This window comes from Pseudomonas sp. JAI120 (genome assembly GCF_014207255.1).
In the GTDB taxonomy this organism is placed as follows: domain Bacteria; phylum Pseudomonadota; class Gammaproteobacteria; order Pseudomonadales; family Pseudomonadaceae; genus Aquipseudomonas.
This window is the reverse complement of sequence record NZ_JACHCZ010000002.1, coordinates 451,892-471,729: the sequence shown is the minus strand read 5'-3', so window position 1 is coordinate 471,729 and position 19,838 is coordinate 451,892. Positions and strand designations below refer to the sequence as shown.

Annotated in this window: 20 protein-coding genes; 16 read left to right on the top strand and 4 right to left on the bottom strand. The window is 60.3% G+C overall.

Going from position 1 to position 19,838, the window contains the following annotated elements:
- Nucleotides 1-52: 52 nt before the first annotated feature.
- The 6 genes from tilS to ispD all read left to right on the top strand — a co-directional run bounded on the left by tilS (nucleotide 53) and on the right by ispD (nucleotide 6,728).
- Nucleotides 53-1,372: a tRNA lysidine(34) synthetase TilS gene (gene tilS, locus HDC32_RS14000; RefSeq protein WP_184744464.1), complete on the top strand. Its 1,320-nt coding sequence runs from the start codon at nucleotides 53-55 to the stop codon at nucleotides 1,370-1,372.
- 273 nt (nucleotides 1,373-1,645) lie between these two features.
- The gene (locus HDC32_RS13995; RefSeq protein ID WP_053137224.1) at nucleotides 1,646-3,277 is read left to right on the top strand and encodes a CTP synthase; all 1,632 of its coding nucleotides are present in this window, start codon (nucleotides 1,646-1,648) and stop codon (nucleotides 3,275-3,277) included.
- Between the two features lie 5 nt (nucleotides 3,278-3,282).
- On the top strand, nucleotides 3,283-4,128 hold the full coding sequence (kdsA, locus tag HDC32_RS13990) for a 3-deoxy-8-phosphooctulonate synthase (RefSeq protein WP_010212442.1): 846 nt from the start codon (nucleotides 3,283-3,285) through the stop codon (nucleotides 4,126-4,128).
- 157 nt (nucleotides 4,129-4,285) lie between these two features.
- Nucleotides 4,286-5,575, top strand: coding sequence for a phosphopyruvate hydratase (eno, locus tag HDC32_RS13985; protein ID WP_027604464.1), 1,290 nt, complete (start codon nucleotides 4,286-4,288; stop codon nucleotides 5,573-5,575).
- Between the two features lie 170 nt (nucleotides 5,576-5,745).
- Nucleotides 5,746-6,024, top strand: a complete 279-nt coding sequence (gene ftsB / locus HDC32_RS13980) for a cell division protein FtsB (RefSeq protein ID WP_131697248.1) — start codon at nucleotides 5,746-5,748, stop codon at nucleotides 6,022-6,024.
- Nucleotides 6,021-6,728, top strand: a complete 708-nt coding sequence (gene ispD / locus HDC32_RS13975; RefSeq protein ID WP_131697247.1) for a 2-C-methyl-D-erythritol 4-phosphate cytidylyltransferase — start codon at nucleotides 6,021-6,023, stop codon at nucleotides 6,726-6,728. Before ftsB ends, ispD begins: the two co-directional genes overlap by 4 nt.
- Nucleotides 6,729-6,857: 129 nt before the next feature.
- On the opposite strand, the gene HDC32_RS13970 is transcribed toward ispD, so the two are convergent.
- Entirely contained in the window at nucleotides 6,858-7,754 is an 897-nt protein-coding gene (locus tag HDC32_RS13970) for a LysR substrate-binding domain-containing protein (protein WP_167654849.1), read from the bottom strand.
- A gap of 109 nt (nucleotides 7,755-7,863) precedes the next feature.
- Here HDC32_RS13970 and HDC32_RS13965 point away from each other — a divergent pair, with 109 nt between their 5' ends.
- From HDC32_RS13965 to rpoS, 8 genes are all read left to right on the top strand, one after another.
- Nucleotides 7,864-8,976 (top strand): S-(hydroxymethyl)glutathione dehydrogenase/class III alcohol dehydrogenase, encoded by a 1,113-nt coding sequence (locus tag HDC32_RS13965; RefSeq protein ID WP_017137160.1) that lies wholly within the window; start codon nucleotides 7,864-7,866, stop codon nucleotides 8,974-8,976.
- Nucleotides 8,977-8,984: 8 nt separating this feature from the next.
- Nucleotides 8,985-9,830 carry an S-formylglutathione hydrolase gene (gene fghA / locus HDC32_RS13960; RefSeq protein ID WP_145335039.1) on the top strand — a complete coding sequence of 282 codons (846 nt, stop codon included), beginning with the start codon at nucleotides 8,985-8,987 and terminating at the stop codon, nucleotides 9,828-9,830.
- Between the two features lie 54 nt (nucleotides 9,831-9,884).
- Nucleotides 9,885-10,358, top strand: a complete 474-nt coding sequence (gene ispF, locus HDC32_RS13955; protein WP_012722614.1) for a 2-C-methyl-D-erythritol 2,4-cyclodiphosphate synthase — start codon at nucleotides 9,885-9,887, stop codon at nucleotides 10,356-10,358.
- Nucleotides 10,355-11,413 (top strand): tRNA pseudouridine(13) synthase TruD, encoded by a 1,059-nt coding sequence (gene truD / locus HDC32_RS13950; RefSeq protein WP_184744462.1) that lies wholly within the window; start codon nucleotides 10,355-10,357, stop codon nucleotides 11,411-11,413. Before ispF ends, truD begins: the two co-directional genes overlap by 4 nt.
- The gene (gene surE, locus HDC32_RS13945) at nucleotides 11,401-12,150 is read left to right on the top strand and encodes a 5'/3'-nucleotidase SurE (RefSeq protein WP_131697244.1); all 750 of its coding nucleotides are present in this window, start codon (nucleotides 11,401-11,403) and stop codon (nucleotides 12,148-12,150) included. The genes truD and surE overlap by 13 nt, the downstream gene beginning before the upstream one ends.
- Before the next feature lie 41 nt (nucleotides 12,151-12,191).
- Nucleotides 12,192-12,827 carry a protein-L-isoaspartate(D-aspartate) O-methyltransferase gene (locus HDC32_RS13940; RefSeq protein WP_184744927.1) on the top strand — a complete coding sequence of 212 codons (636 nt, stop codon included), beginning with the start codon at nucleotides 12,192-12,194 and terminating at the stop codon, nucleotides 12,825-12,827.
- Between the two features lie 207 nt (nucleotides 12,828-13,034).
- Entirely contained in the window at nucleotides 13,035-13,871 is an 837-nt protein-coding gene (locus HDC32_RS13935; protein WP_184744460.1) for a peptidoglycan DD-metalloendopeptidase family protein, read from the top strand.
- A gap of 105 nt (nucleotides 13,872-13,976) precedes the next feature.
- Nucleotides 13,977-14,981, top strand: coding sequence for an RNA polymerase sigma factor RpoS (gene rpoS / locus HDC32_RS13930; protein ID WP_131697241.1), 1,005 nt, complete (start codon nucleotides 13,977-13,979; stop codon nucleotides 14,979-14,981).
- 211 nt (nucleotides 14,982-15,192) lie between these two features.
- Here the strand turns inward: rpoS and HDC32_RS13925 are convergent, their stop codons facing one another.
- Nucleotides 15,193-15,402 carry a cold-shock protein gene (locus HDC32_RS13925; protein ID WP_002554837.1) on the bottom strand — a complete coding sequence of 70 codons (210 nt, stop codon included), beginning with the start codon at nucleotides 15,400-15,402 and terminating at the stop codon, nucleotides 15,193-15,195.
- A 388-nt stretch (nucleotides 15,403-15,790) separates the two neighbouring features.
- Between HDC32_RS13925 and dcd the strand changes: the two genes are divergently transcribed.
- Both dcd and HDC32_RS13915 read left to right on the top strand, forming a co-directional pair.
- Nucleotides 15,791-16,357: a dCTP deaminase gene (gene dcd / locus HDC32_RS13920; protein ID WP_003172320.1), complete on the top strand. Its 567-nt coding sequence runs from the start codon at nucleotides 15,791-15,793 to the stop codon at nucleotides 16,355-16,357.
- Nucleotides 16,358-16,464: 107 nt separating this feature from the next.
- The gene (locus HDC32_RS13915; RefSeq protein WP_027604457.1) at nucleotides 16,465-16,665 is read left to right on the top strand and encodes a hypothetical protein; all 201 of its coding nucleotides are present in this window, start codon (nucleotides 16,465-16,467) and stop codon (nucleotides 16,663-16,665) included.
- A 15-nt stretch (nucleotides 16,666-16,680) separates the two neighbouring features.
- Here the strand turns inward: HDC32_RS13915 and pdeM are convergent, their stop codons facing one another.
- Both pdeM and HDC32_RS13905 read right to left on the bottom strand, forming a co-directional pair.
- Nucleotides 16,681-17,331, bottom strand: a complete 651-nt coding sequence (gene pdeM / locus HDC32_RS13910; RefSeq protein ID WP_184744458.1) for a ligase-associated DNA damage response endonuclease PdeM — start codon at nucleotides 17,329-17,331, stop codon at nucleotides 16,681-16,683.
- Nucleotides 17,331-19,811 (bottom strand): ligase-associated DNA damage response DEXH box helicase, encoded by a 2,481-nt coding sequence (locus tag HDC32_RS13905; protein WP_184744456.1) that lies wholly within the window; start codon nucleotides 19,809-19,811, stop codon nucleotides 17,331-17,333. The genes pdeM and HDC32_RS13905 overlap by 1 nt, the downstream gene beginning before the upstream one ends.
- Between the last annotated feature and the right edge of the window lie 27 nt (nucleotides 19,812-19,838).

Sequence of the window (19,838 nt, the reverse complement as noted above, 5' to 3'; positions counted from 1 at the left end):
TGCTTTGTGTATGCTTGGTCAACGTATTCCAGATTTGCGGCGGTAACGTTTGATGAAACCAACCTTGCCCGCCAAGCTCCTGCAAGCCCTGTCCCCCTGGCGCAACGCCCCGGCCTGGCATATCGCTTTCTCGGGTGGGCTTGATTCCACTGTCCTTCTGCATCTCCTGGCCATCCTGGCAAAATCCGAAACATTACCGCCCCTCAGCGCTGTCCATGTCCACCATGGTCTGCAGGCTGTTGCCGACGCCTGGCCAAGCCATTGCCAGTCGGTGTGCGACAGCCTGGGCGTACCCTTGCGGGTTATGCACGTGCACGTGCCGCCCGGCGCCAGCCTTGAGCGTGCCGCCCGTGAGGCGCGTTACCAGGCGTTTACCGAAGTGGCCAGGGAGGGGGAAGCAGTGCTCACTGGCCAACATCGTGATGATCAAGCCGAAACGCTGCTATTCCGTCTGCTGCGCGGTGCTGGGGTGCGCGGGCTCGCCGCAATGCCTGCGCATCGTCCGTTGGCGGGTGGTTTTCTGGTGCGGCCGTTGCTGGATGTCTCGCGCGCCGAGTTGGAAGCCTATGCCGGTGATCATCAACTCAAGTGGATTGAAGATCCTTCCAACGCCGATCCACGCTTCTCCCGTAATTACCTGCGGCACCGCGTGATCCCGACGTTGACGGAGCGTTGGCCCCAAGCCGTCTCCAGCCTGGCCCGCACTGCCGAGCACCTCGGTGAGGCCGAGGCGTTGCTGGGCGAGTTAGCCTGCATGGACCTGCAAGCCGCCGATCAACCTTCACGGTTTCCTTGGCTGCTTTTGCCATCATTGGCCCTCGGTCCACTGCGCGAACTTTCCGATGCTCGCCAGCGCAACGCCCTGCGCCATTGGCTGGCTCCGCTGACCCGGTTACCCGACAGCGACCATTGGGCTGGCTGGTATTCCCTACGTGATGCCAAGGGGGACGCACAGCCCTTATGGCGTCTTGCCGATGGGGAATTGCACCGTTGCGGCGAGCGCATCTGGTGGCTGCCTGGCGTCTGGTCGGAATTTTCCCACGGGTCGGTGAGCTGGCCTGATCCGCGAAACCCACTAGAGTTACCCGGCAATGGCCTGCTGAAGATAATCGGCAAGGCGCCCGAAGGCCCTTTAGAAGTCCGTTATCGCCAGGGCGGTGAAATGCTCGATGTGCCAGGCCGAGGCCAGCGCGACTTGAAGCGTCTGCTTAATGAATGTGGAGTGCCAGTGTTCGTCCGTGGCAGATTGCCGCTGCTCTATCAGGGCGAGCAATTGCTCGGCGTGCCTCACCTCACTGGACTCCGGGGAGCACCGCGCGAAGGCTGGCAATTAGATTGGATACCACAGACCTGCGATCAAGGTTTGAGCTGATAGCGCCTTTCCGGTAGACTACGCTCCCTTCTTGATACAACTTCTGTGGATTCGCCTGAATCGCAGCAGTTGCCGATTACCAAGCAGTCTTTGCTGGGCGATTCCAAAAAATGTGTAGCGATCAACGTACCGGTGTTTCATTGCTGGTCTGTCACAACGCGGCGGTTTTTTTGAAAGGTGCACTGTGATTAATGCAGGTGATCGGGGGCTTCGGCCTCTCTTCGCTTTCCCCGGCGGCTCGGACCGCTTTAACGCAGACTTCTAGGGTTTTTCATGACGCGCTACATATTCGTCACGGGCGGTGTTGTTTCTTCATTGGGGAAAGGCATTGCCTCCGCTTCATTGGCGGCCATCCTGGAGGCGCGGGGGCTTAAAGTCACCATGCTCAAGCTGGACCCGTACATCAACGTCGACCCGGGCACCATGAGCCCGTTCCAGCACGGTGAAGTGTTCGTCACACACGACGGCGCCGAGACCGACCTGGACCTGGGCCACTACGAGCGGTTCATCCGCACGACCATGACCCAGAACAACAACTTCACCACCGGCCGTGTCTACGAGCACGTGCTGCGCAAAGAGCGCCGTGGTGACTACCTGGGTGCAACCATCCAGGTGATCCCGCACATCACCGACGAAATCAAGCGCCGCATCATCAAGGGTGCAGGCGATGCCGACGTGGCGATGGTCGAGATCGGTGGCACCGTGGGTGACATCGAATCCCAACCGTTCCTCGAAGCTATCCGCCAGCTGCGTTTCGAAGTCGGCGCCAAGCGCGCGATGCTGATGCACCTCACGTTGGTGCCGTACATCGCCACCGCCGGCGAGACCAAAACCAAGCCTACCCAGCACTCGGTCAAGGAACTGCGTTCCATCGGCCTGCAGCCGGACGTGCTGGTCTGCCGCTCCGATCACCCGATCGACATTTCCTCGCGTCGCAAGATCGCGCAGTTCACCAACGTTGAAGAACGTGCGGTGATCGCCCTGGAAGACGCCGACACCATCTACAAGATCCCGGGCATCCTGCATTCCCAGGGCCTGGATGATTTTGTGGTCGAGCGTTTCGGCCTGCAGTGCAACGGCGCGGACCTGTCCGAGTGGGAAGCTGTGGTTGACGCCAAGCTCAACCCTGAGCACGAAGTCACCATCGCCATGGTCGGCAAGTACATGGAACTGCTGGACGCGTACAAATCGCTGATCGAAGCGATGAGCCACGCGGGCATCAGCAACCGTACCAAGGTCAACCTGCGCTACATCGATTCCGAAGACATCGAGAACCAGGGCACCGCGTTGCTCGAAGGTGTCGATGCGATCCTCGTTCCAGGCGGTTTCGGCCTGCGTGGCGTGGAAGGCAAGATCACCGCCGTGCAATACGCTCGTGAGAACAAGGTGCCGTACCTGGGCATCTGCCTGGGCATGCAAGTGGCCGTTATCGAATTCGCCCGTAACGTGATGGGCTGGAAAGACGCCAACTCCACCGAGTTCGACAGCAAGAGCGGCCACCCGGTCGTGGGCTTGATCACCGAGTGGGAAGACGCCACCGGCGCCGTCGAAACCCGTACCGAAAGCTCCGACCTGGGCGGTACCATGCGCCTTGGCGCGCAAGACTGCCTGCTGGAGCCGGGTTCCCTGGTTCACGACTGCTACGGCAAGGACGTGATCGTCGAGCGTCACCGTCACCGCTACGAAGTGAACAACAACCTGCTGCCGCAAATCAAAGAGGCTGGCTTGAAAATCTCCGGTCGCTCCGGTGATGGCGCGCTGGTTGAAGTGGTCGAGGCCCCGGATCATCCGTGGTTCGTCGCTTGCCAGTTCCACCCAGAGTTCACCTCGACTCCACGCGACGGTCACCCGTTGTTCAGCGGTTTCGTCAAGGCTGCACTGACGCAACACCAGAAGAAGGCGTAAACCTGATGGCCCAGAAGATCATTCGCGTAGGCGACATCGAGATTGCCAACGACAAGCCCATGGTGCTGTTCGGCGGCATGAACGTGCTGGAAAGCCGTGACATGGCGATGCAGGTCTGTGAAGAGTACGTCAAGGTCACCGAAAAACTGGGTATCCCTTACGTGTTCAAGGCCAGCTTCGACAAGGCCAACCGTTCGTCCGTGACCTCCTATCGCGGCCCGGGCCTTGAAGAAGGCATGCGGATCTTCCAGGACATCAAGCAAGCCTTCGGCGTGCCGATCATCACCGACGTCCACGAGCCTGAACAGGCTGCCGTGGTCGCCGAGGTGTGCGACATCATCCAACTGCCGGCCTTCCTGTCGCGCCAGACCGACCTGGTCGTTGCGATGGCCAAGACCGGTGCTGTGATCAATATCAAGAAAGCCCAGTTCCTCGCACCCCAGGAAATGAAACACATCCTGAACAAGTGCGTGGAAGCGGGTAACGACCAGTTGATTCTCTGCGAGCGTGGTTCGAGCTTCGGCTACAACAACCTCGTGGTGGACATGCTCGGTTTCGGCATCATGAAACAGTTCGAATACCCGGTGTTCTTCGACGTGACCCACGCGCTGCAAATGCCCGGTGGTCGCGCCGACTCCGCCGGTGGGCGCCGTGCCCAGGTACTGGACCTGGCCAAGGCCGGCATCAGCCAGTCCCTGGCTGGCCTGTTCCTGGAAGCCCACCCGGACCCGGACAACGCCAAATGCGACGGCCCATGTGCCCTGCGCCTGGACAAGCTGGAACCATTCCTGGCCCAGCTCAAGCAGTTGGACGAACTGGTCAAGAGTTTTCCGACGGTAGAGACCGCGTAAGCGTTGATTCTCCGGTAGACTTTCCCACGCTTTACGCTCAGGCCTACGGGCCTGAGCCTTGTCGCCTGCAAGCCTGCCCCGTTGTTCCACCCTTGCGGTCGGTCAAAAGATTTCCTTCAGCTGCGTCGTTTTCGTCAACTTTGGAGTGTTTACAACAATGGCAAAAATCGTCGACATCAAAGGTCGTGAAGTTCTCGACTCCCGTGGCAACCCCACCGTCGAAGCCGACGTGCTTCTCGATAACGGCATCATCGGCAGCGCCTGCGCGCCGTCCGGTGCTTCCACAGGTTCGCGCGAAGCGCTGGAACTGCGTGATGGCGACAAGAGCCGTTACCTGGGTAAGGGTGTCCTCAAGGCTGTAGCCAACATTAACGGCCCGATCCGTGACCTGCTGCTGGGCAAAGACCCGCTGGACCAGAAAGCCCTGGACCACGCGATGATCAAGCTCGACGGCACTGAAAACAAAGGCAGCCTCGGCGCCAACGCCATTCTCGCCGTGTCCCTGGCTGCTGCCAAGGCCGCCGCCCAGGACCAGGACCTGCCGCTGTACGCCCACATCGCCAACCTGAACGGTACCCCGGGTGTCTACTCGATGCCGGTTCCGATGATGAACATCATCAACGGTGGCGAGCATGCCGATAACAACGTCGACATCCAGGAGTTCATGGTGCAGCCGGTCGGCGCCAAGACCTTCTCCGAAGGCCTGCGCATGGGCACCGAGATTTTCCATCACCTCAAAGCCGTACTGAAAGCCCGTGGCCTGAGCACTGCCGTAGGTGACGAAGGTGGTTTCGCACCGAACCTGGCGTCCAACGAAGATGCACTGAAAGTGATCTCCGAAGCCGTGGCCAACGCCGGCTACACGCTGGGCACCGACGTGACCCTGGCCCTGGACTGCGCCGCCAGCGAATTCTACGAAGATGGCAAATACAACCTGTCCGGCGAAGGCCAGGTGTTCAACTCCGAAGGCTTTGCCGACTACCTGAAGGGCCTGACCCAGCGCTACCCGATCATCTCAATCGAAGACGGCCTGGACGAGTCCGACTGGGATGGCTGGAAAATCCTCACCGACAAGATCGGCGAAAAAGTCCAGTTGGTGGGTGACGACCTGTTCGTGACCAACACCAAGATCCTGAAAGAAGGCATCGACAAAAAGATCGCCAACTCGATCCTGATCAAGTTCAACCAGATCGGTACCCTGACCGAAACCCTGGAAGCCATCCAGATGGCCAAGGCTGCGGGCTACACCGCTGTGATCTCGCACCGCTCCGGCGAAACCGAAGACTCGACCATCGCCGACCTGGCCGTGGGCACTTCGGCGGGCCAGATCAAGACCGGCTCCCTGTGCCGCTCTGACCGTGTGTCCAAGTACAACCAATTGCTGCGTATCGAAGAGCAACTGGCCGGCAAAGCTAAGTACAACGGTCGCGGCGAGTTTCGCGGCTGATCGGTAGATGGTAAAAAGTCGGCAGATTGCGTCGGAAAATTCACGATAGTGAACATTTCGGCGTTAATCTGATGGCTATCAAGCACAAGCCTGGTTCTTCCAGGCTTCGTGCTATCAGTTGCTGTAAAAGTTTTGCATGGCGTGTTTTTTCACTGGATACCCGATATTCGATGCGCAGTCCCAATTGGTTGTTCCTCGTCTTGCTCTTGTTGCTGGCTGGCCTGCAATACCGCCTATGGGTAGGTAATGGCAGCTTTGCGCAAGTAAAAGACCTGACCCAGCAAATTGCCGACCAGCACGCCGAGAACGAACGCCTGCTGGAGCGCAACCGCGTCCTCTATGCCGAAGTGCTTGAGCTGAAAAAAGGTACCGAGACCGTTGAAGAGCGGGCCCGTCATGAGTTGGGCATGGTCAAGGAGGGCGAAACCCTCTACCAGTTGGCCCAATGAGCCACCGTTTGCCGGCCTTCTGGGCCGTGATACCTGCCGCGGGCGTCGGTGCCCGTATGGCTGCGGACCGTCCCAAGCAATACTTGCAGTTGGGCGGACGTACTATTCTCGAACACAGCCTTGGCTGTTTTCTCGACCATCCCAGCCTCAAGGGGTTGGTGGTCAGTCTTGCTGCTGATGATCCGTATTGGCCCAGCCTGGCGTGTGCCGCGGACCCTCGTATCCAACGTGCGGACGGTGGTTCGGAGCGCTCGGGCTCGGTGCTCAATGCCCTGCTGCAGCTCAATGCCCTGGGCGCCAGCGATGACGATTGGGTGTTGGTGCATGATGCGGCGCGGCCTAACCTGAGCCGTGATGACCTGGACAAGTTGCTGGCCGAGTTGGCGGACGATCCGGTAGGCGGCCTGCTGGCTGTGCCGGCCCGCGACACCCTCAAACGCGTCGACAAGCAGGGCCGGGTGGTGGAAACCGTCGACCGCAGCTTGATCTGGCAGGCCTACACGCCGCAGATGTTCCGCCTGGGGGCCTTGCATCGCGCGTTGGCTGACAGCCTGGTGGCCGATGCGCTGATCACCGATGAAGCCTCAGCCATGGAATGGTCCGGGCAGGCGCCGCGTTTGATCGAAGGGCGGTCGGACAATATCAAGGTGACCCGGCCGGAAGACCTGGAGTGGCTGCGGTTGCGGTGGGCCAATCGACGGTAGTCAGTTGCACCAGGTCGACTTCATCGCAGGCAAGCCAGCTCCCACATTCGATCACCTTCTCTCCAGACAGCTCGGTCAAATGTGGGAGCCGGGCTTGCCCGCGATGAGGCCCGCTTAGACACCCAATACTCAACCGCCGTACTCCGGCCGCTCGGCCAACCCCTCTTTCAAGAAATCCACCAACTTCCTGACCTTCGGCGACAAGTGCCGTTGTTGCGGATACAGCGCCCACACCGCCGTATTCGGCGGCTGATGCGCCTCCAGCAGCGACACCAATGCGCCGCTGTGCAGGTGCTCCAGCACGTAATAGTCGGGCAGTTGGCACAGCCCCACCCCTTGCAGCGCCGCATCCAAAACCGCTTGCCCACTGTTGCAGCGCCAGTTGCCCTGTACCCGTTGGGAAAATTCCCGCCCGTCCTGGGCCAATTGCCAAATGTCCGAGCTGCCGATCAGGCAGTTATGCCGACTCAATTCCGACAAGCTGTGTGGGCGTCCGTACCGGGCCAGGTAGGACGGCGACGCGCACAGGTACATGCGTCGGGGTGCGAGGCGGCTGGCGACCATGCGCGAATCCTGCAAGCGTCCCAGGCGAATCGCCAGGTCGAGGCCTTCGTGCACCAGATCCAGTTGGCGGTTGCTCAGTTCGATATCCACCCGCAATTGCGGGTACAGGCCCATGAACCGCGTCACCAGTGGCACGATGAAACGCTCGCCATAAGCCACCGCGCAGGTCATGCGCAACATCCCTTTCGGTTCGCTGGTGAGGTCACCCACGGCGCGCAGGGCTTCTTCGCGGCCATCCTGTAAGCGCTGGCAATGTTGCAGAAATGTCTGACCCGCTTCAGTCAGGGTCACCTTCCGGGTACTGCGATACAGCAACCGTGTTTGCAGGCGCTCTTCCAGGCGTGCCACCTGGCGGCTGATGTGGGACGAAGACACACCCAGCCGCTCGGCAGCCGCCGTAAATTGGCTGCATTCGGCGACGGCAACGAATTCATCGATGCCTTCCCAGCGGTTCTCCAGCATGTTGATTGTCCCTGTACAGCAATAAAGTTTTGCTTTTGCCTGGATTATTAATCATGGAGGCATGTTTTACACTCTCTCCATCAGTTTTTAACTCCCTGGAGAAACCTGGATGATCAAGTCCCGCGCTGCCGTTGCCTTTGAAGCCAAGAAACCCCTCGAGATCGTGGAAGTCGATGTGGCCATGCCCAAGGCGGGCGAAGTGCTGTTGCGTGTGGTCGCCTCCGGGGTTTGCCACACTGACGCCTACACCCTTTCCGGCGCTGACCCGGAAGGCATCTTCCCGTCCATCCTTGGCCATGAAGGCGGTGCGGTGGTCGAAGCCATCGGCGAAGGCGTGACTTCGGTGGCGGTCGGCGACCATGTGATCCCGCTGTACACCCCGGAATGTGGCAAGTGCAAATTCTGCCTGTCGGGTAAGACCAACCTGTGCCAGGCCATTCGTTCCACCCAAGGCAAAGGCCTGATGCCGGATGGCACCACGCGTTTCTCCTACAAGGGTCAGCCGATTTTCCACTACATGGGCACCTCGACGTTCTCCGAGTACACCGTGCTGCCGGAAATTTCCGTCGCCAAGATTCCTAAAGAAGCACCGCTGGAGAAGGTCTGCCTGCTTGGCTGCGGCGTCACCACCGGCATCGGTGCGGTGATCAATACCGCCAAGGTCAAGCCGGGCGACACCGTGGCCATCTTCGGTCTCGGCGGTATCGGCCTGTCAGCCGTGATTGGTGCGGTCAAGGCCAAGGCCGGCCGTATCATTGCGATTGACATCAACCCGGCCAAGTTCGAGATCGCCAAGCAACTGGGCGCCACCGACTGCATCAATCCGAAAGACTATGACCGCCCGATTCAGGACGTGATTGTCGATTTGACTGATGGCGGCGTGGACTTTTCCTTCGAGTGCATCGGCAACGTGCAACTGATGCGTGCCGCGCTCGAGTGCTGCCACAAGGGTTGGGGCGAGTCGGTGATCATCGGCGTTGCCGGTGCTGGCCAGGAAATCTCCACGCGTCCATTCCAACTGGTGACCGGTCGCGTCTGGCGTGGCTCGGCGTTCGGTGGCGTACGCGGCCGTACTGAATTGCCAAGCTACGTGGAAATGGCCCAGACCGGCGAGATTCCGCTGGACACGTTCATCACACACACGATGGGCCTGGAAGACATCAACAAAGCGTTTGACCTGATGCATGAAGGCAAGAGCATTCGTACCGTCATCCACTTCTGAGGTCGGCCATGAGTCTGGAAAACCTGTCGTGCCAGAAGAGCTTCGGCGGCTGGCATAAACGCTACAAGCATCACTCGGATGTGCTCGGCTGCGACATGACCTTCGCCGTCTACCTGCCGCCGCAAGCGGAGCAGGGCGGCAAGCTGCCGGTGCTGTACTGGCTGTCCGGCCTGACCTGCACCGATGAGAACTTCATGCAGAAAGCCGGTGCCCAGCGCATGGCTGCGGAACTGGGGTTGATCATCGTGGCGCCGGACACCAGCCCGCGTGGGCCAGGTGTACCGGGCGACCCGGATAACGCCTGGGATTTCGGCCTGGGCGCAGGGTTTTACCTGAATGCCACGCAGGAGCCGTGGGCCAAGCACTATCGGATGCATGACTACGTGGTGCAGGAATTGCCGGCATTGGTTGAAGCGCATTTCCCGGCTTCGGACAAACGCGGCATCAGTGGCCACTCCATGGGCGGCCACGGTGCGTTGGTGTGTGCCTTGCGCAACCCCGGGCGTTACCTGTCGGTGTCGGCGTTTTCGCCGATCAACAACCCGATGGATTGCCCGTGGGGCCAGAAAGCCTTCTCCCGTTATCTGGGAGAAGAACGCTCCAAATGGCGCGAATGGGATGCCTGTGTGCTGATCGGCGAAGCCTCGGAAAAGCTGCCACTGCTGGTGGATCAGGGCGACCGCGACGATTTCCTCGCGGTGCAGCTCAAGCCCGAAGCCTTGGCGCAAGCGGCCAAGGCGGCGAACCATCCACTGGAACTGCGCCTGCAGCCTGGCTACGACCACAGCTACTTCTTTATCGCCAGCTTCATCGAAGACCATTTGCGACATCATGGTCGTGCTTTGCTCGGTTAATGTGAGGCAAAAGTAGGTAGAATCACGCCCTGAATTAAATCGGGGCGTTTTTTTATGCGTATTGGCCACGGCTACGATGTGCACCGTTTCGCTGAAGGCGATTTCATCACCCTGGGCGGCGTGCGCATTGCGCACCACCATGGGTTGCTGGCTCATTCCGACGGCGACGTTGTATTGCATGCCTTGAGCGATGCCTTGCTCGGCGCGGCGGCGCTGGGCGATATCGGCAAGCACTTTCCGGATACCGATCCCACCTTCAAGGGCGCCGACAGCCGTGTCTTGCTGCGCCATGTGGTCGGCCTGATCCACGCCAAGGGCTGGAAGGTCGGCAACGTCGATAACACTATCGTGGCCCAGGCGCCGAAAATGGCCCCGCATATCGAATCCATGCGCGCACTGATTGCCGCAGACCTGCAAATTGAATTGGATCAAGTCAACGTGAAAGCCACCACCACCGAAAAGCTCGGGTTCACCGGTCGTGAAGAGGGCATTGCGGTGCACTCCGTCGCCTTGTTGCTGCGCGCATGAACGATCTGCAACTGCTGGGCCCGCGTGCCTATGGCGAGGCCCTGGGCAGCGCGGTCCTGAAGGCCACGGCTGAAGATTTCCAGGTCGACGAAGTGCTCGATATTCCGCTTACCGGCGAAGGCGAGCACCTGTGGTTGTGGGTTGAAAAGCGCGGGCTCAACACTGAGGAAGCCGCGCGGCGTATCGCCAAGGCGGCTGGCGTGCCGTTGCGCACCGTCAGCTATGCCGGGCTCAAGGACCGTCAGGCGTTGACCCGCCAGTGGTTCAGCGTACAACTGCCGGGCAAGGCCGATCCGGACATGAGCGGTGCGGAAAACGACACCCTCAAGATCCTGAAAACCGCCCGCCACAAGCGCAAGCTGCAGCGTGGCGCGCACTCGGCCAACGGTTTTACCTTGCGCCTGACCCAATTGGCCGGTGATACCGCCGCCATCGACGCGCGGCTGAAATTGATTGCCCAGTACGGCATTCCCAACTATTTCGGCACCCAGCGTTTTGGCCACAACGGTGGCAATGTCGTCGACGCGCGGGAATGGGCGGCGCGCAAGGCCCTCCCGGAGCAGCGCAATGTGCGTTCGCGGTTGTTGTCAACCGCGCGTAGCTTCCTGTTCAACAAAGTGCTGGCGGCGCGCGTCGCCGACGGTTCCTGGCAGCGCGCGCAAGTGGGCGATCTGTTGGCGTTCACCGACAGTCGCAGCTTTTTTCCGGCGGGGGAGGCTGAGTGCAGCGACCCGCGCCTGGCGATCCTGGACCTTCACCCCACCGGCCCGCAGTGGGGCGAGGGTGATTCTCCGGCGACAGGCGTCACGTTTGAGTTGGAGCAGGCGGTTGCCGCCGGTGAAGCCGACCTGCGTGATTGGCTGGTGAATGCCGGCATGAGCCAGGAACGTCGCATTCTGCGACTGCCCATTGGCGGGTTGACGTGGCATTATCCCGGGCCTGACATTCTGCAATTGGAATTCGTCCTGCCGGCCGGATGCTTCGCCACTGTCTTGGTGCGCGAGCTTGTTGATCTGGTGCCGGTGGGGCAGACGGACAGCCCATGCGTATTCTGATATCAAACGATGACGGTGCCACCGCACCCGGTCTTGCCGCGCTCTATGGTGCGCTGGAAGGTTACGCCGAGTGCGTGGTGGTTGCCCCCGACCAGGACAAGAGCGGCGCCAGCAGTTCGCTGACGCTCGACCGTCCGCTGCACCCGCAGGTTCTGGCCAATGGCTTTATCAGTGTGAACGGCACCCCCACCGACTGCGTGCACCTGGCGATCAACAGCCTGTTGGATCACGAGCCGGACCTGGTGGTGTCGGGCATCAACCTCGGCGCCAACCTGGGCGACGACGTGCTGTATTCCGGTACGGTGGCGGCGGCGCTTGAAGGGCGCTTCCTCGGCCGGACCTCGTTTGCATTTTCGTTGGCATCGCGCCAATTGGACAACTTGCCCACCGCGGCCTATTTCGCACGCAAGCTGGTGGAGGCCCATGGCTCCCTGGACCTGCCGCCGCGCACGGTGCTCAACGTCAATATTCCCAATTTGCCCCTCGACCACATTCGCGGCATCCAGCTTACGCGCCTGGGCCATCGCGCCCGTGCGGCAGCACCGTTGAAGGTGGTCGACCCGCGTGGCAAGGAAGGCTATTGGATCGCGGCAGCGGGCGATGCCGAAGACGGTGGCCCAGGCACGGACTTTCACGCGGTGATGCAAGGCTATGTGTCGATTACCCCGTTGCAACTTGATCGCACCTTCAGTGATGCCTTCAGTAGTCTCGATGGCTGGCTGGAGGGGCTGCGCTGATGGCTCGTGAACAAGACGACCTGCTGCGCCGGGGCATCGGGATGACCTCCCAGCGCACCCGTGAGCGTTTGATCCAGCGCCTGTACGAAGAGGGGCTTTCCAACGCCCAGGTGTTGGAAGTGATCCGGCGTACGCCTCGGCACCTCTTTGTCGATGAAGCCTTGGCCCATCGTGCCTATGAAGACACGGCATTGCCCATCGGCCATAACCAGACCATCTCCCAGCCTTATATGGTTGCGCGCATGAGTGAGCTGCTGCTGGCGGCGGGGCCGTTGGACAAGGTGCTGGAGATCGGCACCGGTTCCGGCTACCAGACGGCCGTGCTGTCGCAACTGGTGGAGCGGGTGTTCTCGGTGGAGCGCATCAAGGTGCTGCAGGATCGCGCCAAGGAACGCCTGGTGGAGCTGAACCTGCGCAACGTGATATTCCGCTGGGGCGATGGTTGGGAAGGGTGGCCGGCACTGGCGCCGTACAACGGGATTATCGTCACCGCCGTGGCCACTGATGTTCCGCAAGCGTTGCTCGACCAGCTGGCCCCGGGCGGGCGCCTGGTCATCCCGGTGGGGTCCGGTGAAGTGCAACAATTGATGCTTATTGTCCGTGAAGAGAATGGCTTTTCCCGACATGTATTGGGGGCCGTACGATTTGTTCCGTTACTCAACGGCCCGCTGGCCTGATCATTTCACGCTGGCAGTGAATTCTGTCGGTGAGGATGTGTCTTACGGCGGGGTCTATCAAATCAACATGATGGGCAGATCGATTCAACGCACTGAATGATTCGTTTCAGTCGCGTGACGGTAAAACTTCAATGCCCAGTTATACTTGCGTCATATTTCAAGCCTGATACAGGCGTTCATGTTCAGCCACCACAAAGGGAGCGGCGGGTGAGTCTCACAGGTCTTGCGCAGCGTATGAGTAAAACAAGTTTTCAGCGACTGGTGCTTGGCCTTGTCTTTGGTTCCCTTCTGGTAGGGTGCTCCAGCTCGCCAAGCAGCGGTGCGCGGGTCGTTGACCGCAATAACGCCGCGCCGCAAAAGCCGACGGTAACGACCGGGCAATACGTGGTGCGCAAGGGCGACACGCTGTTCTCGATCGCCTTCCGATATGGCTGGGACTACAAGGCGCTCGCAGCCCGTAACAATATTCCCGTGCCTTACACGATACATCCGGGTCAGACGATTCGCTTTGACGGTCGCACCGGTTCTACCCCTACGGCAGTTGTGACAAACACCGGATCTTCGCCGTCGTCTTCGATCAAAACCACCATCATCACCCGGCCTGCCGGTACCGCTTCGCCGAGTGTTGCGAACAAGCCGGCACCCGCGCCGTTGCCCCCTGCAGGGCCTGCGCCGACCGGTTGGGGATGGCCCTCAAATGGAGTGTTAATTGGGAAATTCTCTTCAAACGGCAGTTTGAATAAAGGCATTGATATTGCCGGGGATTTGGGACAGCCTGTTTTAGCTGCGTCTGATGGGACGGTGGTGTACGCCGGGAGTGGTTTGCGGGGCTACGGCGAGCTGGTCATCATCAAACACAGCGATACCTACGTCAGTGCTTACGGCCACAACCGTAGGCTGTTGGTTCGGGAGGGGCAGCAAGTCAAAGTCGGACAGACAATTGCCGAAATGGGGTCAACTGGTACAGACCGGGTGAAACTGCACTTTGAGATTCGCCGTCAAGGGAAGCCTGTAGATCCGCTGCAATTCCTACCCCGTCGTTGATGTGTTGCACAGCCTGTTCCTCGCGTAGAAGGAACAGGCTCCAGCGTTGCCAAGGATAAAGGCGTCGCTTGAGCTTGAGGTCGAACTCACCAAAGGACTATAACAATGGCTCTCAGTAAAGAAGCGCCGGAGTTTGACATCGACGATGAGGTTCTCCTTATGGAGACCGGTATCGCTACGGAATCGATGTCGAATGAGGGACCTGCTGTACCTTCAGTTCGCACCAAATCCAAGAACTCCACCGCGTTAAAGCAACACAAATACATTGATTACACGCGGGCGCTCGATGCGACCCAGTTGTACCTCAATGAAATCGGCTTTTCCCCTCTGCTGACCCCCGAAGAAGAAGTCCATTTTGCGCGCTTATCGCAAAAGGGTGATCCGGCTGGGCGCAAGCGCATGATTGAAAGCAACCTGCGCCTGGTGGTGAAAATCGCCCGACGCTACGTCAATCGTGGGCTGTCCTTGTTGGACCTGATCGAGGAGGGCAACCTGGGCTTGATCCGGGCGGTGGAGAAGTTCGACCCTGAGCGGGGCTTCCGCTTCTCGACCTATGCTACCTGGTGGATTCGCCAGACCATCGAACGGGCGATCATGAATCAGACCCGCACGATCCGGTTGCCGATCCATGTGGTCAAGGAGCTCAACGTCTACCTGCGGGCAGCGCGCGAGCTCACTCAAAAACTCGATCATGAACCCTCGCCCGAAGAAATCGCCAACTTGCTGGAAAAACCGGTAGGGGAGGTCAAGCGCATGCTTGGTCTTAACGAGCGGGTGTCTTCGGTCGACGTCTCGCTGGGTCCGGATTCGGATAAAACCCTGCTGGACACCCTGACGGATGATCGTCCTACGGATCCTTGCGAGCTGCTGCAGGACGTTGATCTTTCCCAAAGCATTGACCAGTGGCTGTCGGAACTCACTGACAAGCAGCGTGAGGTGGTGATTCGCCGCTTTGGCCTGCGTGGTCATGAGAGCAGCACGCTGGAGGACGTAGGCCTGGAGATCGGCCTGACCCGTGAGCGGGTGCGGCAAATCCAGGTGGAAGGGCTCAAGCGCTTGCGCGAGATTCTGGAGAAGAATGGTCTGTCGAGTGAGTCGTTGTTTCAATAACGACACAGCTTGAATGCTTGAATGTGGGAGGGGGCTTGCCCCCGATAGCAGTGTGTCAGTCAATGCAAGTATCGACTGCTACGCCGCCATCGGGAGCAAGCCCCCTCCCACATTTTTTGTGTCAGGTATCAAATGGGTGTTAATACCAAATTCCAGGCATAAAAAAACCCCGCTTTTAAGGGCGGGGTCTTTTCGACTAAGTCAGTACAAGTTAGATAACTTGAACTTCTTCAGCTTGCATGCCTTTCTGACCGCGGGTAGCGATGAAAGAAACCTGTTGGCCTTCTTTCAGGCTTTTGAAGCCGTCGGATTGGATAGCTTTGAAGTGAACGAACAGGTCGTCACCGGATTGTGGAGTGATGAAGCCGAAGCCTTTTTCATCGTTGAACCACTTAACGGTACCAGTTTGGCGATTAGACATGGTGTATCTCCTTGGACAAAGTTAACTGCGACTCAGGAAAAGCCCTGGCCGAGACTGAGTGCAAAGAGCAGGAAAAATTCTTGGAGATGGTTGGATCGAAATTCAACATATCGTGTAGAGATTCTCAGTGACACAAGCAGCACAGTGGCGCCACCTTAACCCTTTTTCCGGGACGTGCCAATGGTATTTCCGAAGGTTTCTCTATTTTCGTGACTGGCGGTGGTATTTACAGGCGCCGGTTGCGGCAATACGGGGCCCGGCCCCGCTGGCTGAACCTTATAGCTGCCGGCACATTCATCAAGAAAAGATCCACGCCCTTTGAACCCCAACGCCGGCCCCGGTAAGATGCCACACAGATTTTTCCACCTCGCTATTCAGGACACCCGCCATGAGCATCAAATCGGACAAGTGGATTCGCCGCATGGCGCAAGAGCACGGCATGATCGAGCCCTTCGTTGAGCGCCAGATTCGTGGCGAAGGCGATGACCGCGTGATCTCGTACGGCGTTTCCAGCTACGGCTACGATGTGCGTTGCGCCGATGAGTTCAAGGTGTTCACCAACATCAACTCGGCGATCGTCGATCCGAAGAACTTTGACGAAAAGAGCTTCGTCGACGTGAAAAGCGACGTGTGCATTATCCCGCCCAACTCCTTTGCCCTGGCACGCACCGTGGAGTTCTTCCGTATCCCCCGCGACGTGCTGACCATTTGCCTGGGTAAAAGCACCTACGCGCGTTGCGGCATTATCGTCAACGTGACGCCGCTTGAGCCTGAGTGGGAAGGCCACGTGACCCTGGAGTTCTCCAACACCACCACCCTGCCTGCGAAGATCTACGCCAACGAAGGCGTGGCGCAGATGCTGTTCCTGCAGTCTGACGAGGCCTGTGAAGTGTCCTACAAAGACCGGGCCGGCAAGTACCAGGGCCAGCGCGGCGTCACCTTGCCACGCGCTTGATCGAAAGGTCCTACGCGTAAAGGGAATTAGTCCGCAGAAAGTGACTCTATTGGGTGTACTGCCTCGGTGCGTGCAAAACGCGCCGAGCCACGCTTGAGGAGTGCCTTATGAAGATTGACCCGCGAATCAGCGCAGAACTTGCCCGGCTTGAACCCAACCAGATTGGCGTTCTGGCCTGGTCCCTGATGGCCGACCCCGCGTATGCGGGCGGTATCCCCGGCCAACCTGATGAAGATTGGCCCCAGCAGCCCACCGAGCCCGGTGAGCCAACCCTTCCGGATGAGCCGCCTCCCGCGCCGGTCGCCTGAGGCACGGAAGGCGGGTCAGCGAACCTGCCACACCTGGTGATCGCCGATGACAAAGATTCGGTGGTCATTGTCCTGATCGACTGCATACCCCCCGGTAAACGCCCCAAACGCCGGTAGCAGGCTGACGCGCGTGCCGAACTGAAAGCACGGCAGGCGCAGGCTCTGCCGGCCCTTGCCGCGCAAGCGATACACCGGGTGCACATGCCCCGCCAGCACATGGTGGCTGGCATGGGCGTGCGGTTCGTGTTGCAGGGCGAAAGGCCCCATCAGCAGTGGCTCCGGCACTACGTCGATCCTCAAGTCAGCCGGTGGGTCGCCCGCGCGTTTATCGTGATTACCGCGAATCAAGGTCATCGACAGGTCGCAATGACGTGCTCGCCAGGCTCTCAAGGCGCTGAGGGTACCGCTGGCGTGGGAGCCGGGCCCATGCAGGAAGTCGCCGAGAAAGATCACGTGTGCGCACGGCACGGCCGCCAACAGCCGATCCAGGCGCTGCAGGTTCTCGGTGGTGGTGCCTTGCGGTACCGGCTGGCCCAGGCTGCGGTAGGCCGATGCCTTGCCAAAGTGTGCATCGGCGATCAGCAGGCACTCGCGCCCCGGCCAGTAGAGCGCCTTATCCGCCAACAGCCACAATTCTTCGCCCTCCAGCGTGACTGAGCACACCATCAGCGTTTGCCGTTATCGGCGACTTTTTCCAAGTCCTTGACCATCCGCGCAATGCGCTCCGAGAGTTTTTCCGAACTCATGCTTTCGCGCATCCGTTCTACCAGCAGCGGGAAGGCCAGGGGTGTAGGACGTTCAATTACATGCAAGTCCAGTGTCAGCGCCGAGAGGCGAAGCAAGGTCTCTTCCAGCCGACGAATATCCAGCTCATCGCGCAGGACTTCTTCACCCGCCTGGGCCAGCAACAGGTTCTGCGGGTCATATTGCTTGAACACCTCAAAGAACAGCCCGCTGGAAGCTTGCACTTGGCGCGTGCTTTTCGGCGCGCCGGGGTAACCGGCAAACACCAGCCCGGCGATACGCGCAATCTCGCGAAAGCGGCGCAGGGCCAGTTCTCCGGCGTTCAGGCTGGCTGCCACGTCTGCCAACAACTGCTTCGGGCTCAATAGCGCCTCATTCAGTAAGCGTGGCCAATCCACCTCGGTGGCGCTGAGCAACTCCAAGCCGTAATCGTTGACGGCAATCGAGAATGTCACAGGCTGCTGCTGGCTGACCCGCCACGCCAATAGGCTCGCCAGCCCCAGGTGCACCTGGCGGCCGGCAAACGGGTAGAGGAACAGGTGCCAGCCCTCCCGCGATTTCAAGGCTTCGGCCAGCAAGTGTGTGCGCGTCGGCAAGCCGGACCAGCGCAACTGCGTCTGCAGCAGCGGTTGCACCGCCTGCATTTCCGGGCCCTCGTAGAGCCCGTGCGCCGCCGCATCGAAGCGCTCCACCACGGCTTGGGCCAGCTCATTGGAAAGGGGCATGCGCCCGCCATTCCAGCGCGGTACCGCGGCTTTTTTGGCGCTGCTGCGGCGCACATAGGCGGTCATGTTTTCCACTCGCACCAATTCCAGCAGGCGGCCGGCAAACAAGAAGCCATCACCCGGCTTGAGCCGTGCAATAAAGCCTTCTTCAACGCTGCCCAGGTTCTTGCCGCCGCCGCCCTTGCTCCAGAATTTCAGCTGGATGCTGGCGTCGCTGACAATGGTGCCCACGCTCATGCGATGGCGGCGCGCAAGCCGGGCATCGGGAACACGCCAGATGCCATGCTCGTCCGGCTCCACGCGGCGGTAATCCGGGTAAGCGGTCAGCGATAAGCCGCCATGCCGTACAAAGCCCAGGGCCCAGGCCCAATCGGCCTCGGTGAGGTCACGATAGGCCCAGGCGCCACGGACCTCCGCCAGCAGCGCCTGCGGCGTAAAGCCACCGCCGAGGGCCATGCTCACCAAATGTTGTACGAGCACATCCAGCGGCTTGTGGGGCGATTCGCGGGCTTCGATACGCCGCTCTGCAATGGCGTCCTGGGCCGCAGCGGCTTCCACCAGTTCCAGGCTGTGGGTCGGCACCAGGGTCACCCGCGACGGCCGTCCGGGTGCATGACCCGAGCGCCCGGCGCGTTGCATCAGACGCGCCACGCCTTTGGCCGAGCCGATTTGCAGCACGCGCTCCACCGGTAAAAAATCCACCCCCAGGTCCAGGCTGGATGTGCACACCACTGCCTTCAGCTGACCGTCTTTCAACGCCCGCTCCACCCAGTCGCGGGTCTCGCGGGACAGCGAGCCATGGTGCAGGGCAATCACCCCGGCCCAATCGGGCCGCGTCTCCAGCAACGCCTGATACCAGATTTCCGACTGCGCCCGCGTGTTGGTAAACACCAGGCAACTGCTGCTGGCGTCGACTTCGGCGACCACCTGCGGCAGCATCTTCAAGCCGATATGCCCGGCCCACGGAAACCGCTCGGCGGTGGGCGGCAGCAAGGTGTCGACGTGCAACTGCTTGGTCGTTTGCCCCTGTACATTAATCCCGTCCCCTTGTGGGACCAGCACCTCCAAGGCGTGGGACTGGTTACCGAGGGTGGCCGAAATGCCCCACACCATCAGTTCGGGATGCCAGCGCCGCAGCCGCGCCAACGCCAGTTGCAACTGTACGCCACGCTTGTTGCCGATCAGCTCATGCCATTCATCCACCACCACCATGCGCAGGTGCGCCAGGCTCGTTTCGCTGTCGGCGCGGGCGAGCATCAGGGTCAGGCTTTCCGGGGTGGTGACCAGCGCGGTGGGCTGGCGTCGGGTTTGCCGGGCGCGTTCGCTGCTGCTGGTGTCGCCGGTGCGCAGGCCGACGCTCCAGGGAATCTGCAAGGCCTCGAGCGGCGCTTCGAGGGCGCGTGCGGTGTCGGCGGCCAACGCACGCATGGGCGTGATCCACAGCACGGTGAGCGGCTCTGCCGGTGGTTTACGTTTACCGGAGGCCGGCGGGCGGGTTGTGGCGAAACGATTGAGGGCGGCAAACCACAGGGCGTAGGTTTTGCCGGCGCCGGTGCTGGCGTGCAGCAAGCCCGACTGGCCGTCCTTGACCGCCGTCCATACGTCTTTCTGGAAGGCGAACGGCTTCCAGCCTTTGGCGGCAAACCACGTTTTGGCGAAGTCGAGGGGTTTTGCCATGCGGCAGCGAACGCTCTGGAGGGTCTA

Bases quoted from the DNA above. Each gene is read 5' to 3' on its own strand.
- HDC32_RS13995 (WP_053137224.1), top strand. From the start codon at position 1,646: ATGACGCGCTACATATTCGTCACGGGCGGTGTTGTTTCTTCATTGGGG.
- surE (WP_131697244.1), top strand. From the start codon at position 11,401: ATGCGTATTCTGATATCAAACGATGACGGTGCCACCGCACCCGGTCTT.
- dcd (WP_003172320.1), top strand. From the start codon at position 15,791: ATGAGCATCAAATCGGACAAGTGGATTCGCCGCATGGCGCAAGAGCAC.
- HDC32_RS13905 (WP_184744456.1), bottom strand. From the start codon at position 19,811: ATGGCAAAACCCCTCGACTTCGCCAAAACGTGGTTTGCCGCCAAAGGC.
- HDC32_RS13965 (WP_017137160.1), top strand. From the start codon at position 7,864: ATGATCAAGTCCCGCGCTGCCGTTGCCTTTGAAGCCAAGAAACCCCTC.
- fghA (WP_145335039.1), top strand. From the start codon at position 8,985: ATGAGTCTGGAAAACCTGTCGTGCCAGAAGAGCTTCGGCGGCTGGCAT.
- ftsB (WP_131697248.1), top strand. From the start codon at position 5,746: ATGCGCAGTCCCAATTGGTTGTTCCTCGTCTTGCTCTTGTTGCTGGCT.
- ispD (WP_131697247.1), top strand. From the start codon at position 6,021: ATGAGCCACCGTTTGCCGGCCTTCTGGGCCGTGATACCTGCCGCGGGC.
- tilS (WP_184744464.1), top strand. From the start codon at position 53: ATGAAACCAACCTTGCCCGCCAAGCTCCTGCAAGCCCTGTCCCCCTGG.
- truD (WP_184744462.1), top strand. From the start codon at position 10,355: ATGAACGATCTGCAACTGCTGGGCCCGCGTGCCTATGGCGAGGCCCTG.
- pdeM (WP_184744458.1), bottom strand. From the start codon at position 17,331: ATGGTGTGCTCAGTCACGCTGGAGGGCGAAGAATTGTGGCTGTTGGCG.
- HDC32_RS13925 (WP_002554837.1), bottom strand. From the start codon at position 15,402: ATGTCTAATCGCCAAACTGGTACCGTTAAGTGGTTCAACGATGAAAAA.
- HDC32_RS13940 (WP_184744927.1), top strand. From the start codon at position 12,192: ATGACCTCCCAGCGCACCCGTGAGCGTTTGATCCAGCGCCTGTACGAA.
- eno (WP_027604464.1), top strand. From the start codon at position 4,286: ATGGCAAAAATCGTCGACATCAAAGGTCGTGAAGTTCTCGACTCCCGT.
- HDC32_RS13970 (WP_167654849.1), bottom strand. From the start codon at position 7,754: ATGCTGGAGAACCGCTGGGAAGGCATCGATGAATTCGTTGCCGTCGCC.
- HDC32_RS13915 (WP_027604457.1), top strand. From the start codon at position 16,465: ATGAAGATTGACCCGCGAATCAGCGCAGAACTTGCCCGGCTTGAACCC.
- rpoS (WP_131697241.1), top strand. From the start codon at position 13,977: ATGGCTCTCAGTAAAGAAGCGCCGGAGTTTGACATCGACGATGAGGTT.
- kdsA (WP_010212442.1), top strand. From the start codon at position 3,283: ATGGCCCAGAAGATCATTCGCGTAGGCGACATCGAGATTGCCAACGAC.
- ispF (WP_012722614.1), top strand. From the start codon at position 9,885: ATGCGTATTGGCCACGGCTACGATGTGCACCGTTTCGCTGAAGGCGAT.